Source organism: Gulosibacter sp. 10 (assembly GCF_900163695.1).
GTDB lineage: Bacteria > Actinomycetota > Actinomycetes > Actinomycetales > Microbacteriaceae > Gulosibacter.
In genome coordinates this window covers 1-12,686 of sequence record NZ_FUIC01000020.1, presented here as the reverse complement: position 1 = coordinate 12,686, position 12,686 = coordinate 1, and the positions used below count along the sequence as shown (strand labels likewise).

The following is a 12,686-nucleotide window of genomic DNA, read 5'->3' as shown; positions in this document are numbered from 1 at the left end:
CGGCCTCCCGGCCTCGCGCGGCTCCCACCCCCTCTAGAGTGAAGAGTCATGAGCGAATCAACCCCCATCCGCGTCCTCATCGTCGACGACCAGTCGCTCGTGCGCGAGGGCCTCGCCCTCATCGCGGGCTCCGACCCCGTGATCGAGGTGGTCGGCAAGGCCGAGGACGGCCGGGCCGGCCTCGAGGCCGCGCTGCGGCTTCGGCCCGACATCGTGCTCATGGACGTCCGCATGCCCGTGATGGACGGGATCGAGGCCACGGGCAAGCTGCTGCAGCACGCCGCCGAGGCCGAGGACATCCGGGTGATCGCGCTCACGACCTACGACTCCGAGGACTTCGCGCTGCAGATGCTGCAGGCGGGCGCCTCGGGCTTCCTGCTCAAGGATGCGCCGGGCGAGGACCTCGTGCGGGCGATCCACACGGTGCACGCCGGCAACGCGATCATCGACCCCTCGATGACGCGCACGCTCATCGGCCGACTCGCGGCGCCCGACGCGGCCGCGCCCGGGCCGGAGGCGGCCGGCGGGAGCTCGGCCGAACGCGCCCGGCTCGTCGCGGAGCGCGACGCCAGGCTCGCCTCGCTCACCGCGCGCGAGCGCGAGGTGCTCGACCACCTCGTGCAGGGGGAGTCGAACTCGCAGATCGCGGCCGCGCTGTTCCTCGCCGAGGTCACGGTGAAGTCCCACGTCGGCAAGATCCTCGACAAGCTCGACCTCCCGGACCGCGTGCACGTCGTCATCTGGGCCTTCCAGTCGGGCTACCGGGACTAGCGGGCGCCGCCCCGCCGGGCGGCAGAGGAGGGGACGGGCATGCTCGGCGTGTTCGAGGGCTTCAGCGTCATCGGCATCATCATCGCGATCGGCGCCGTGATCGAGCGCACGGGATGGCTCGGGCCGCACGGGCGGCAGGTGCTCAACGGCCTGGCCTTCCACGTCGCGACCCCGGCGCTGCTGTTCGGGCTCATGTACGAGGCCGAGCTCTCGGTGCTGTTCAGCGATCAGTTCCTGCTGACGGCGCTCGGGATGCTCGCGATGGCGTTCGTCTACGGCCTCGTGGGCGGCCTGCGCCGCTGGGGCGTCGGCCCGACCACGATCGGGGCCATGGCCGCGAGCTACGTGAACTCCGGCAACCTCGGCATCCCGATCGCGGTGTACCTGCTCGGCGACGGCTCGCTCATCGCGCCCGTGATGCTCGTGCAGCAGCTCATCCTCTGCCCGATCATGCTCGGCATCCTCGACGTCTCCTCGGCGGCGCGGCAGGGCAGGCGGCTGCCGTGGTGGCAGCTCGTCGTGCGCCCCTTCACGAACCCCGTGGTGGTCGGCGCCCTCGCGGGGCTCCTCTGCAACGTCCTCGGGCTGCCGGTCCCCGAATTCGTGGCCGAGCCCATCGGCCTGGTCGGGGCCATGGCGGTGCCCGCCGTGCTGCTCGCCTTCGGCATGTCGCTCCGCGACAACGCCGTCCCGCTGCGCGGCGACGACCGCGCGCAGGTGCTCATCGCCACCGGGCTCAAGGCGTTCGTGCATCCGGTGCTCGTCTGGGCGCTCGGCGCCTTCGTCTTCGGCATGAGCGGCCCCGTGCTGTTCGTCGTGGTCGTCACGGCGGCGCTCCCCTCGGCGCAGAACATCTACACCTACGCGGCGACCTACCGGGTCGGGGTCTCGCTCGCGCAGGAGTCCATCCTGCTCACGACGGTGCTGTCGGTGCCGGTGATCCTGCTCGCGACGCTCCTGCTGCATCCGTGACGCCCGGGCCCCGCGCGGGCATAGACTCGGAGCGATACGAAACGAGGTCGCCCATGTCGTTCGCCGACGAAATGCTCGCCGCCAATGCGGAGTACGCCCGCACCTACCCCGGTCCGATGCCGCTGCGCCCCTCGAAGCGGGTGGCCGTGGTCGCGTGCATGGACTCGCGCCTGCGGATCTTCGGCCTGCTCGGGCTCGAGCTCGGCGAGGCGCACATCATCCGCAACGCGGGCGGCGTGATCACCGATGACATGATCCGGTCTCTCACCATCTCGCAGCGCATGCTGGGCACGCGCGAGATCGTGCTCATCCACCACACGAACTGCGGCCTCTCCACGTTCTCCGAGGACGAGTTCGACGACCTGCTGATGCACGAGACCGGCGCCCGCGCCCACTGGAAGGCCGAGTCCTTCAAGGACGTCGACGCGAGCGTGCGCGAATCGATGCGGCGCATCACGCAGTCGCCGTTCATCGAGCACAAGCAGGTGCGCGGCTTCGTGGCCGACGTCGAGACGGGTCGGCTGCGCGAGGTGCTGCCGGAATGACCGGGTACCGCCGCTTCGACAGCGAGATCGGGGAGCTCGGGCTCGAGGCCACCGAGCGCGGCATCGCGCGCGTCTGGCTGCCGGGGGACTTCCCGCTCGGATTCGCGAGCCGGCCGGGCTCGGAGGCCGAGAACGCGCTGCTCGACCGGGCTCAGCGGGAGCTCGAGGAGTACCTGCGCGGGGAGCGGCGCGAGTTCGAGGTGCCGCTCGACGGCGTGCACCGCTCGCCCGGGTTCGCGGGGGAGGTGCAGCGCGGCCTGCGCACCGTGCCGTACGGCGAGACCTGCGGCTACGGCGAGCTCGCCGACATCCTGCAGCGGCCGCGGGCGGCCCGCGCGGTGGGCAGCGCCTGCGCGAAGAATCCGCTGCCGCTGCTCACCCCGTGCCATCGCATCATCCGCGCAGACGGAAGCCCCGGCCTGTACGGCCGGGGCGTGTCGGGCGGGGGCGGCGTCGAGCTCAAGCGCGAGCTGATCGAGCTCGAGCGCCGCGCGGTGTCCCAGGCGGGCTGGTCCCGGGCGGGCTAGAGCTCGATGCCCTCGGCGCCGCCGGCGTCGAATCCGCCGTCCGCGCCGTCCTCGACCACCGCGTCGTCGAAGCCCGAGCCGTCCAGCTCCTCGCCGTCGATCCCGGCGTCGTCCGCGAGCGCATCCGCGTCGTCGGTCATGACGGAGTCGTCGAACGCGGCGTCCTCGAAGCCGAAGGCGCCCTCGTCGCCGCTCTCCTCGGGCGCGTCGTCCTCGAGCGCGGAGTGGTCGATCTCCTCGTCCGAGGCCTCCTCGGAGGCCATGCCCTCGTTCACCTCGTCGAGCCCGACCGGCGAGATCGCGTCGGCGTCGTCACCGGCCTCCTCGGCCGGGGCCGCCCCGCCGTCCTCCTCGTTGAGGTCGATGAGCTGCTCGTCCTCGGCCCCGTCCGTGCCGGACACGTCGATCCCGGCGTCCGCGGTCGACTCCTGGCCGACGCCGCCGCCCAGCTCCGTAAAATCCGGCGCGATGCTCTCGGCATCGATCGCCTCGGCGTCGGAGTTCTCCGTGCCGGCGCTCTCGGTGCCCTCGAACAGGTCGACGATGCCGTCGGCGAATCCCGGGGGCGCCTCGAAGGCCGTGGTCAGCATGCCGTCCCACTGCGCGTCCGAGAGCGCGGGGGGAGCGCCGAGGATCGGTTCCTCGGCGTTCGTGCCGGCGTCGGGGTTGGTGCTGACCATGGTCGTGGCTCCTTCTGCGGAAGAGTGTGCGTGTGGCTGCTGGTGCCGCGTGCGCGGCCGGACGACTGCCGAGAGTCATCCGGCCGCGCACGCGGCGGGACCGAATCGGTCGTGGCGGTCAGTCGATGACGCCGTCGCCGTCCATGTCGTAGGCGTCGACCGCGCCGTCGCCGTCGGTGTCGTAGGAGTCGAGTACCCCGTCGCCGTCGGTGTCGTAGGCGGACGCGTCCATGACGCCGTCGCCGTCGACGTCCACGTGCACCGCGTCGGGCATGCCGTCGCCGTCCGAGTCGGTGATGAACGAGTCCTCGATGCCGTCGCCGTCGGTGTCGTAGCCCACGGTGTCGGCGATGCCGTCGCCGTCCGTGTCGTACTCGGTGCCGCCGTAGGGGTTCTCGACCCCGCCGGTGGAGCCCGCGTCGTCGGAGTAGCCGGTGTCGTTGCTCACCGGGTCCGCGCTCGCGCCGTCCGCGGCGCCGCCGTCGACCGGCTCCGAGGAGTCGAGCACGCCGTCGCCGTCGGTGTCCACCGCGTAGGTGTCGTACACGCCGTCGCCGTCCGTGTCGATCACGGCCTCGTCGATGAGGCCGTCGCCGTCGTTGTCCACGCCGTAGGTGTCGTCGGTGCCGTCGCCGTCGAGGTCGAAGTAGCCGGCGTCGTTGACGCCGTCGCCGTCGTGGTCCTCCGTGAGCTCCGACTCCGAGTACTGCGACTCGCCGCCCGTGCCGGGGTCGCTGACGTTGGTGGTGTCGGCGTCCGCGTCCGGCGCGCTCGAGTCCGGCGCGCCCGCGCCCGATCCGCCGTCCGCCTCGACGAGGTTGCCCTGCTCGTCCGGCACATAGGTCGTGTCGAAGGAGCCGTCGTCGTCGGTGTCGACGATCACCTCGTCGGTCGTGCCGTCCTGGTCGTAGTCGTAGTCGATGAGGTCGGTCTGGCCGTCGCCGTCGCTGTCGACGTGGATCTCCTCGGGGTAGCCGTCGCCGTCGTTGTCGACGAGCGTGGTCTCCTCGTAGCCGTCGCCGTCCGCGTCGTAGCCCTCGGCGTTGCTCGAGGGGGAGTCGGTGGCGTCGGGGGCGCCCGTGTCCGGCGCGCCCGAGTCGTAGTCGACCTGGTCGGCGCCGCCGTTCGGGTCGGCGGGGTTGTCGGTCACGTCCGTGACGTTGCCGTCCTGGTCCATGGTGTAGGCCTCGTCGGCGTAGCCGTCGCCGTCGCCGTCGACCAGCACGGTGTCGAGCTCGCCGTCCCCGTCGGTGTCGAGCATGGTGGTCTCCGCGTAGCCGTCGCCGTCGGTGTCGAGCGTGGCGTAGTCGGTCAGGCCGTCGCTGTTGTTGTCCACGAGCTGGGTGTCGATCGCGCCGTCTCCGTCGGCGTCCACGGAGATGGTCTCGTTGACGCCGTTCTGGTCGAGGTCGGCTTCTTCGTTCGGCGCGTAGCTGCTGTCGGAGGTCGGCTGGTTGGTGGTCATGATCGGTCCTAACGCTTCGTGCGGGTGATTCGGTGATTGGATGCGCGGGACGGGTGGAAAGTTCCCGCCCCGCGCGATCGGCTCGGGCTACATCGAGTAGTCGGTGTCCAGCACGCCGTCGCCGTCCGTGTCCTCCGACACGGTGTCGAGGGTGCCGTCGCCGTCGGTGTCCATGTAGACGGTGTCGTACTGGCCGTCGCCGTCGGTGTCCTGGTACACGACCTCGGCCACGCCGTCGCCGTCGTAGTCGCTGCCGAGCGCGTCGAGCTGGCCGTCGCCGTCGAGGTCCACGTAGGTGGATTCGTTGACGCCGTCGCCGTCGAGGTCGAACTGGTTGCCCGTCGAGGGCGCCGCGATCTGCTCCTCGCCGCCGATCGTCTCGGTCTCGTCCATGACGCCGTCGCCGTCCGTGTCGTACATCGCCGTGTCGATCTCGCCGTCGCCGTCGGTGTCCGTCAGCTTCGTGTCGATGACGCCGTCGCCGTCGGTGTCGGCCTCGATGTAGTCGATCGTGCCGTCGAGGTCGGTGTCCAGCGCGCGGATGTCGGTGCTGCCGTCCCCGTCGATGTCCACGAGCACCTCGTCGAACCGGCCGTCGCCGTCCTGGTCGATGAAGGTCTGGTCGGTGTAGCCGTCGCCGTCCGTGTCGTAGTCGATGCGGTCGGCCTGGCCGTCGCCGTCGGTGTCGTGGCTCACGGAGGAGTCGTACTCCGGCGGCAGGAGGTCCTCGGCGTAGACGGTGCCGAAGCCCTCGCCGGAGGCGTCGGGCGCGGCCTCGGACTCGGGCGCCGGCTCGGACTCCTCGATCGTCTCGGTCTCGGATTCCTCGATCGTCTCGGTCGAGCCGTCCTCCGCGTAGAACTGCGCGTCGTCCGCGAAGCCGTCGCCGTTCGAGTCGCCGTAGGTGGCGTCGTAGACGCCGTCGCCGTCCTCGTCCACGACCGTGGTGTCGGCGTAGCCGTCGCCGTCGGTGTCGACCTGCGCGATGTTCGGCGTGCCGTCGCCGTCGGTGTCGATGTAGTTGATGTCCGAGGCCTGCTCCTCCTCGACGGGGGCCTGTTCCGCGCCCTGGTCGGTCTGCGAGGGGTCCTCGGCGATGTCTTCCTGCGGGACGCCGTCGGCGGTGTACGGCTGGAAGGGGTTGTTCGTGCTCATGGTCCTGGGTTCCTTTCAGGAGGAAGAACTGTCTCGATCTGTCGTCGGGTATTGGATGCGGGGACAGTGCGGAAAGTTCCCGCCTGCGGAGATTCCTCGGTCAGAGCTCGACCGGGGTGTCGCCGATGCCGTCGCCGTCGGTGTCCGCGGTGAAGTCGTCGATGATCCCGTCGCCGTCCGTGTCGGTGCCGAACACGTCGTAGACGCCGTCGCCGTCCGAGTCGATCGAGATGGACTCGGCGAGGCCGTCGCCGTCGAGGTCGGTGAGCAGCGAGTCGTTCACGCCGTCGCCGTCGAGGTCGATCTCGGCGGAGTCGGCCACGCCGTCGCCGTCCGTGTCGACCGTCGCCTCGCCCTCGACCATCTCGGGGTCGGAGTCGGCGGGGTCGTAGTCCACCTCGTCCACCGAGCCCGGGTCGATGTCCTCGCCCTCGGCGCCGTCTCCCTCGGAGCCCTCGCCCTGCGCGGAGTCGTCGTTCTTCGTCTCGGCGGTGCCGCCCTCCTCGCCGTCGGTGCCGACGGGCGTGCTCCCGGAGTCGTCGCCGGATTCGGGCACCGGCTCGGTCTGCGACACGTCCTCCGCGGAGGCGCCGGTCGGGTCGACCTTCGGGGCGTAGTCGCCCTCGTTCAGCGAGTAGCTGTCGTCGGCGTAGGAGTCGCCGTCGAGGTCCACGTTGGCCGTGTCGAGGTGGCCGTCGCCGTCGGTGTCGTACATCGTGGTGTCGATGATGCCGTCGCCGTCGGTGTCGACATCCGCGTAGTCCAGCGAGCCGTCGCCGTCCGTGTCGATGAAGCGGGCGTCGAGGTAGCCGTCGCCGTCGAGGTCCGTGTAGACGTTGTCGACCTGGCCGTCGCCGTCGGTGTCGAGGTGGAACTCGTCGGCCACGCCGTCGCCGTCGGTGTCGTACTCGACGACGTCGATGATGCCGTCCTCGTCGAGGTCGTAGGCCTGGCCCTGGGGCGCGTCGGTCGACTCCGCGGCCACCGACTCGGCCGAGGTGTCGACCTTCTGGTCGGACGCCTCGGCATCGGTCGTCGTGATGGGCGAGGGCAGGTCCGAGAAGTTCGAGTCGTGCGAGGTCATGATCTTCAGATCCTTTCGGGCAGACGATTGTGCTGTCGAGGGTTGGATGCGCGGGGCGGCGGGAAAGTTCCCGCCCGATCGAGATCATCCTCTAGCCGTATTCATGCGGCTCTCAGGAGGACCCCGAGCCGTTTCTTCACGGGGAGGCGATACCATCCAGGCACCCCCGCGACACCCGACTGGAGGTCCCTTGGCACGGCACGCCGATGAAGCAGTGCTGCTCGCGAACGCGAAGCAGGGCGATCGACGCGCATTCGAGGCGCTGCTGGAGCCCTACCGCGACCGCTTATGGGCCACGTGCCTGCGCACGACCGAGCATCGCGCCGACGCCGAGGACGCCCTGCAGGACGCGCTCATCGCCATCTGGCAGAACCTCCCGAAGTTCCGCGGCGAATCCTCGATCGGCACGTGGGCGTTCCGCATCGCCACGAACGCGGCGCTCGCGGTCATCCGCCGGCGACGCGAGGTGACCGTGGCCGACGACGAGCAGTCCCGGTCGGTCTTCGAGCCCGAGCATCCCGCGGACGATTTCGCGCACGACCACGAGGTGCGCGACACGGTGCAGCAGGCGCTCGCCGCGCTGAGCGAGGACTTCCGCGTCGCCCTCGTGCTGCGGGAGTACGGCGACTACACGTACGAGCAGATCGCGGAGTATCAGCAGGTGCCGGTGCAGACGGTGCGCTCGCGCCTCAACCGGGCCCGCAAGCAGCTCAGGGAGGCGCTGCTCGAGCTGCAGGCGACGGTCGAGTAGCCGGAGCGGGCGCCGGGGTCAGAGCGGGTTCCGGGGTCAGAGCCCCGCCTCGAGCCCGGCGACGATGAACTCGACCTTGCGGCGCAGCCACGTGCGATAGCTCCAATCGGGCTCGTCCTGCGCGCCGACGCCCTCCACGTACTCTCGCAGCACCTCCTCGCCGCCGGCCTCCGCATCGCCGTCGCGCTGCGCGTCTGCGCCCCGGCCGTCCGCGTCCTGCCCTTCTGCATCCTGCCCTTCCGTGCCCTGCCCGTCCGTGCCCCGGCCGGCCCCGCCGTACCGCTGCGAGCCCAGATAGGCCATGTGCACGGTGTCGGCGACGAAGTCCACGGCGAAGGCGATCCGGCCGGGGCCGCCCTCGAGCCCGGCCGCGTCCAGTGCGCGGCAGAACTCGGCGAGCGGGCCGTATACGTGCTGCACGGTCTGCGGCCGGTCGATCATGGCCGCGACCATGCCCGGATTCCCGGCGTGCGCCTCCCAGAGCGCGTCCGCGAACGCCCGCAGCTGATCCTGCCAGCCCAGCGAGGGATCCGGCATGGGCACCCGCTCGATCCAGCGGCGCAGGCAGAGGTCGACGAGCGCATCCCGGCCGTCCACGACGCGGTAGAGGGCGGAGGTCGCCACGCCGAGGCGCCGCGCGACGTCGGCGAGCGTGAAGGAGCCGATGCCGATGTCGAGGGCGGCGTCGACCACCTCCTCGACCGTGAAGCGCGGCTTCGGCCCGGTCTTCTTGCCCACGCGCGCCGGGGTCGTGCGGCCCTGGCCCGAGCGGCCCTGGCCCGTGCGCTCGCGATTCGTGCGCCCGGGATCCGCGGGGTCGGACCCGGCCGGCACGAGGCGCGCGGGGGCGCCGTCGCCGCCGCCCTCGAGGTAGATCATGGCCTCATCGTATCGAGCGCGGCTTCGCGGGAGGGTTCAGCCCCGACTCGCGAGGGTCCATCCCGCGGCCGCCGCCCGGCGATCCCAGTAGCGGCGGTAGGGGCCGCCGGCGGCATGGAGGCGCTCGTGGTCGCCCTCCTCGGCGATGCCGCCGCGCTCGTCGAGCACGACGATATGGTCGGCCGAGCGGATCGTGTCGAGCTTGTGGGCGATCACCAGGAACGTCGATCCCGCGCGGAGCTCGTCCACGCTCGCGAGGACGTTCGCCTCGTTCCCGGCGTCGAGTGCCGAGGTGGCCTCGTCGAAGAGGACGATCGGCGCCCGTTTGAGGAGTGCGCGGGCGATCGACACCCGCTGGCGCTCTCCGCCCGAGAGCGAGCGGCCGCCCTCGCCAACGCGCGTCTCCCAGCCGTCGGGCAGCCGGGCGGCGATGGCGCTCACGCCCGCGCGGTCGGCGGCCTCGAGCATCTCCTCGCGCGTGGCATCGGGCCGGCCCACCCGCACGTTCGCCTCGAGGGTGTCGTCGAAGAGGTAGACGTCCTGGAACACCATCGACAGCTGCGCCATGAGCTGCTCGACCGGCATCTCGCGGATGTCCACGCCGCCGACGGAGATCGAGCCGGAGTCGACATCCCAGAACCGCGCGATCAGGCGCGCCAACGTCGTCTTGCCCGATCCGGAGGGGCCGACCACGGCGGTGACGGTGCCCGGCCGCAGCGTCATCGAGACGCCGTCCAGCACCGGCCGGTCCGGGGCATAGCCGAAGCGGACGTCGCGGATCTCGACCCCGCCGGGCTCGCCCGGCGCGACCGGGGCGTCGGGCTCGGGCAGCGGCTCCGCGTCGAGGATCTCCTCGGCCCTCTCGAGCGGGATCCTGGCCTCCTCGACGCCGAGCTGGCTCTCGCCGAGTGTGCCGATGTTCTTCGCGAAGCGCAGGAGCAGGCCCACGAAGGCGACCACGGCGGCCGCGGTCATCTGCCCCGAGGCGGCGAGCCCTCCGACCACGGCGATGATCGCGACGACCACGGCCTGCACGGAGACGCCGTTGAGCAGCACCCCGGCGGTGGAGAGCCACAGCTCGCGGAATCGGGCGCGGTCGTTCGCGGCGCGGGCGGCCTCGAGGGGCGCGAAGTCGGAGGACCGTCCGGCGGCGCGCAGCGCCGGCTGGCAGGCGGCGTACTCGACCACTCGCGAAGCCATCTCGGCGTCGGCGGGCGCGAGCGGACGGTTGGCGGCGGCGCGGATGCGGCGGGCCACGAGCATGAGGGCGAAGGCCGCCGGGAAGCTGCAGGTCAGGGTGAGGCCGAGGCGCCAGTCCCAGCACCACGACCCGATGCAGAGGGTCGCGAGGGTGGCCGCGTTGCCGACGACGAGGCTCATGGTGTGCGCGAGCGTCTGCCCCGCCGACATGAATCCGGAGGAGACGAGATGCGAGATCTCGCCCGTGCGCTTGCGGTCGAACCAGCCCAGGGGGAGCACGGAGAGCTGCTCGCCCACCGCGAGGTGGCCGCGGCGGATGAAGTCGGTGGCCGCGAGATAGCCGACGAGCGAGTCGACGTAGCGGACGACGCCGCCCAGCACGGCGAGCGCGGCGAGGATCCAGAGCCAGCCGACGAGGGACACGCCGAACGGGGCGCGCTCCTCGGGCACGGCGCTCGCGGTCACCTCGGCGGTCAGCGCGGTCGCGATCGGCAGCAGCGACAGCATCGCGAGCCCTTCGACGACGCCCATGGCGATGTTCATGCCGATCGACATGCGCAGGCGAAGCCATCCCTCCGGCGAGAGGAGCGGGCGGAACCGCGCGAGCATGAGCGGGTCGAACCGGGGCGCGCCGCGGCGCGCATCCTGCGTCGTGCGGGGCCCCTGGGGCTTCCGCACCGCGGGGGCGGGGTGCTGTTCAGGAGTGGGCACGGGAGGACTCCTCTGCTGCGGTTTCGGTTGCGGCGGTTGCGGTGGCTGCTGCGGTCGCCGCGGCGGCGGGGGTGCGGCGCATGAGCGAGCGGATCGCCTCGGCGGTGACCGAGTCGCCCGCGAGCCTCGTCGTGATGCGCCCGTCCTCGAGATGGACGAGCTGGTCGACGCCGAGGACCGATTCCGGCCGATGCGCGATGACGAGCACGGTGCGGCCGGCGACCAGCCGGTTCAGGGCGGCCTGGATCTCCGCCTCGGCGTCGGGGTCGGTGGCCGCGGTCGCCTCGTCGAGCAGCAGCACCGGCGCATCCGCGAGCAGGGCGCGGGCGATCGCGACCCGCTGCGCCTGCCCGCCCGAGAGCTTCGCATCCTCGCCGACCACCGCGTCGAGTCCGCCGGGGATGCGCTCGAGCTCGTCGAGCACGTGGGCCGCGGCCGCGGCGTCGCGGACCTCCGCCTCCGAGGCGTCGGGGCGCGCGAGGCGGATGTTGTCGCGCAGCGAGATGCGCAGCAGCTGCGGGTCCTGGAGCACGAACGAGACGGTCGAGTACAGCTCCGGACCCGACAGGGTGCGGATATCGGTGCCGTTGCAGCGCACGGCGCCCTCGTCGGGGTCGTGGAATCGCCCGAGCAGGCCGGCCAGCGTCGACTTGCCCGATCCCGAGGCGCCGATGAGCGCGGTGATGGAGCCGGGCTCGAGCCGGAGGTCGATCCCGCTCAGGGCGCGGGTGGCGCCGTAGGAGAAGCTCACGCCGTCGAACTCGACGAGCACCGAGCGGTCGCGGTCTGCGGCGGAGGACTCCGCGCCCTCGGGCATCGGCAGCTCGGGGGTGTCGAGGATCTCCGTGAGCCGCAGCGAGGCGTTGCCGGCGAGCTGATAGGCCATCGCGTTGCGGCCGATCACCTGCATGGTCATGGGGATCACGAGCGCGATGAGCGAGGTGGCCAGCACGTCCGCGACGCCCACGTATCCGCCCTGCACGAGCAGCGTGCCGCCGAGGATGTTGACGAGCAGCAGGACTGGGACCGAGACGATCGCCTCGGAGATCGACGAGATCTTGAGCAGGGGTCCGACCCACGCGAGATAGAACTCGGAGAACGCGCGGGCGGCTCGCTCGTAGCGGGCGTGGGCCCGGCCGACCTGGCCGAAGGCCTTCACGACCCCGATGCCCTCCGCGAACTCCACCGCGGTGGCGGAGACCTCGCCGAGCTTCGTATCCATCTCCGCGGTCTTCTCGCCCATGCCCCGGTAGCCGATGGCCTGGATGCCGAAGTAGACGGGGAGGGTGCCGATCGCGAGCAGGCCGAGCCGCCAGTCGATGACGAAGGCGTAGATGAGGAGTGCCAGGGGAGTGACGATGGCCACCGTGATCTCCACCGGCGCGTGGGCGACGAGGGTGTGCAGCGTCTTCGTGTCGTCCTGCACCGCCTTGCGCACGCGGCCCGAGGTGGTGTCCGAGAACCAGCTCAGGGGTGCCCGGGAGATGCGGTCGATGATGCGGTCGCGGAGGATGCCGGAGAGCTTGAGGTCGGCGAAGTGCGTCACGGCCAGGCCGATGGCGAGGAAGAACAGCTGGCCGATGAAGGCGGAGACCAGGACGGTCGTGATGTCGCGGATCTGCTCCGGATCGGCGGGGACGCCGGACTGCTCCGCCTCGACGAGTACCTCGCCGAGGCGCACCAGCGCGATGTAGGGGGCGATGGCGAGGAGACCGGAGCAGAGCCCGAGGGCTCGGCCGAGCAGCAGGCGGCCCCGGACGGGTTTGAGGAGCTCGGCGAGCGCGGCCTTGCCGGCATCGCGCTTCTGCGCATCGGATCGGGTGGTCATGCGGCTCCTCCATGACTGCGGACAGTGCAACTTAGGGTTGCCTATATGAATACTGAATGTTCGTCAGAGTTAACCACAGGGGTGGCGATGGGGCAATGGGGCGGCGGGTGTTCGGAGG

At 71.4% G+C, this 12,686-nt stretch carries 12 protein-coding genes; 5 read left to right on the top strand and 7 right to left on the bottom strand.

From position 1 onward, the window contains the following. The first annotated feature begins 48 nt into the window (after positions 1 to 48). The 4 genes from FM112_RS07845 to FM112_RS07830 are packed head-to-tail and all read left to right on the top strand — an operon-like array spanning position 49 to position 2,815. Positions 49 to 771, top strand: coding sequence for a response regulator transcription factor (locus FM112_RS07845; RefSeq protein ID WP_087006103.1), 723 nt, complete (start codon positions 49 to 51; stop codon positions 769 to 771). A gap of 39 nt (positions 772 to 810) precedes the next feature. Then, the gene (locus FM112_RS07840) at positions 811 to 1,743 is read left to right on the top strand and encodes an AEC family transporter (protein ID WP_087006100.1); all 933 of its coding nucleotides are present in this window, start codon (positions 811 to 813) and stop codon (positions 1,741 to 1,743) included. A gap of 53 nt (positions 1,744 to 1,796) precedes the next feature. Continuing rightward, positions 1,797 to 2,288, top strand: coding sequence for a carbonic anhydrase (locus tag FM112_RS07835; RefSeq protein WP_087006097.1), 492 nt, complete (start codon positions 1,797 to 1,799; stop codon positions 2,286 to 2,288). Next, a complete protein-coding gene (locus FM112_RS07830) occupies positions 2,285 to 2,815 on the top strand; it encodes a methylated-DNA--[protein]-cysteine S-methyltransferase (protein WP_087006094.1) in 531 nt (176 codons plus the stop codon). The genes FM112_RS07835 and FM112_RS07830 overlap by 4 nt, the downstream gene beginning before the upstream one ends. On the opposite strand, the gene FM112_RS07825 is transcribed toward FM112_RS07830, so the two are convergent. The 4 genes from FM112_RS07825 to FM112_RS17200 all read right to left on the bottom strand — a co-directional run bounded on the left by FM112_RS07825 (position 2,812) and on the right by FM112_RS17200 (position 7,199). Beyond that, positions 2,812 to 3,495 (bottom strand): hypothetical protein, encoded by a 684-nt coding sequence (locus tag FM112_RS07825; RefSeq protein WP_087006091.1) that lies wholly within the window; start codon positions 3,493 to 3,495, stop codon positions 2,812 to 2,814. The genes FM112_RS07830 and FM112_RS07825 overlap by 4 nt on opposite strands. A 118-nt stretch (positions 3,496 to 3,613) precedes the next feature. Next, entirely contained in the window at positions 3,614 to 4,960 is a 1,347-nt protein-coding gene (locus FM112_RS17205; RefSeq protein WP_087006089.1) for a hypothetical protein, read from the bottom strand. A gap of 87 nt (positions 4,961 to 5,047) precedes the next feature. Next, complete coding sequence (locus FM112_RS07815; RefSeq protein WP_087006086.1) at positions 5,048 to 6,115, bottom strand: hypothetical protein; 1,068 nt, start codon at positions 6,113 to 6,115, stop codon at positions 5,048 to 5,050. 100 nt (positions 6,116 to 6,215) lie between these two features. Next, positions 6,216 to 7,199, bottom strand: a complete 984-nt coding sequence (locus tag FM112_RS17200; protein ID WP_176386730.1) for a hypothetical protein — start codon at positions 7,197 to 7,199, stop codon at positions 6,216 to 6,218. A gap of 190 nt (positions 7,200 to 7,389) precedes the next feature. Here FM112_RS17200 and FM112_RS07805 point away from each other — a divergent pair, with 190 nt between their 5' ends. After that, entirely contained in the window at positions 7,390 to 7,950 is a 561-nt protein-coding gene (locus tag FM112_RS07805) for an RNA polymerase sigma factor (RefSeq protein ID WP_087006083.1), read from the top strand. Positions 7,951 to 7,986: 36 nt separating this feature from the next. On the opposite strand, the gene FM112_RS07800 is transcribed toward FM112_RS07805, so the two are convergent. From FM112_RS07800 to FM112_RS07790, 3 genes are read right to left on the bottom strand one after another with little or no spacing between them, the layout of a single operon-like run. After that, on the bottom strand, positions 7,987 to 8,829 hold the full coding sequence (locus FM112_RS07800) for a TetR/AcrR family transcriptional regulator (RefSeq protein ID WP_087006081.1): 843 nt from the start codon (positions 8,827 to 8,829) through the stop codon (positions 7,987 to 7,989). Between the two features lie 36 nt (positions 8,830 to 8,865). Next, positions 8,866 to 10,740, bottom strand: coding sequence for an ABC transporter ATP-binding protein (locus tag FM112_RS07795; RefSeq protein ID WP_254910414.1), 1,875 nt, complete (start codon positions 10,738 to 10,740; stop codon positions 8,866 to 8,868). Beyond that, complete coding sequence (locus tag FM112_RS07790) at positions 10,727 to 12,568, bottom strand: ABC transporter ATP-binding protein (RefSeq protein WP_087006078.1); 1,842 nt, start codon at positions 12,566 to 12,568, stop codon at positions 10,727 to 10,729. Before FM112_RS07790 ends, FM112_RS07795 begins: the two co-directional genes overlap by 14 nt. Positions 12,569 to 12,686: the final 118 nt, after the last annotated feature.

Bases quoted from the DNA above. Each gene is read 5' to 3' on its own strand.
- FM112_RS07840 (WP_087006100.1), top strand. From the start codon at position 811: ATGCTCGGCGTGTTCGAGGGCTTCAGCGTCATCGGCATCATCATCGCG.
- FM112_RS07845 (WP_087006103.1), top strand. From the start codon at position 49: ATGAGCGAATCAACCCCCATCCGCGTCCTCATCGTCGACGACCAGTCG.
- FM112_RS07825 (WP_087006091.1), bottom strand. From the start codon at position 3,495: ATGGTCAGCACCAACCCCGACGCCGGCACGAACGCCGAGGAACCGATC.
- FM112_RS07815 (WP_087006086.1), bottom strand. From the start codon at position 6,115: ATGAGCACGAACAACCCCTTCCAGCCGTACACCGCCGACGGCGTCCCG.
- FM112_RS07800 (WP_087006081.1), bottom strand. From the start codon at position 8,829: ATGATCTACCTCGAGGGCGGCGGCGACGGCGCCCCCGCGCGCCTCGTG.
- FM112_RS07830 (WP_087006094.1), top strand. From the start codon at position 2,285: ATGACCGGGTACCGCCGCTTCGACAGCGAGATCGGGGAGCTCGGGCTC.
- FM112_RS17200 (WP_176386730.1), bottom strand. From the start codon at position 7,199: ATGACCTCGCACGACTCGAACTTCTCGGACCTGCCCTCGCCCATCACG.
- FM112_RS07835 (WP_087006097.1), top strand. From the start codon at position 1,797: ATGTCGTTCGCCGACGAAATGCTCGCCGCCAATGCGGAGTACGCCCGC.
- FM112_RS17205 (WP_087006089.1), bottom strand. From the start codon at position 4,960: ATGACCACCAACCAGCCGACCTCCGACAGCAGCTACGCGCCGAACGAA.
- FM112_RS07790 (WP_087006078.1), bottom strand. From the start codon at position 12,568: ATGACCACCCGATCCGATGCGCAGAAGCGCGATGCCGGCAAGGCCGCG.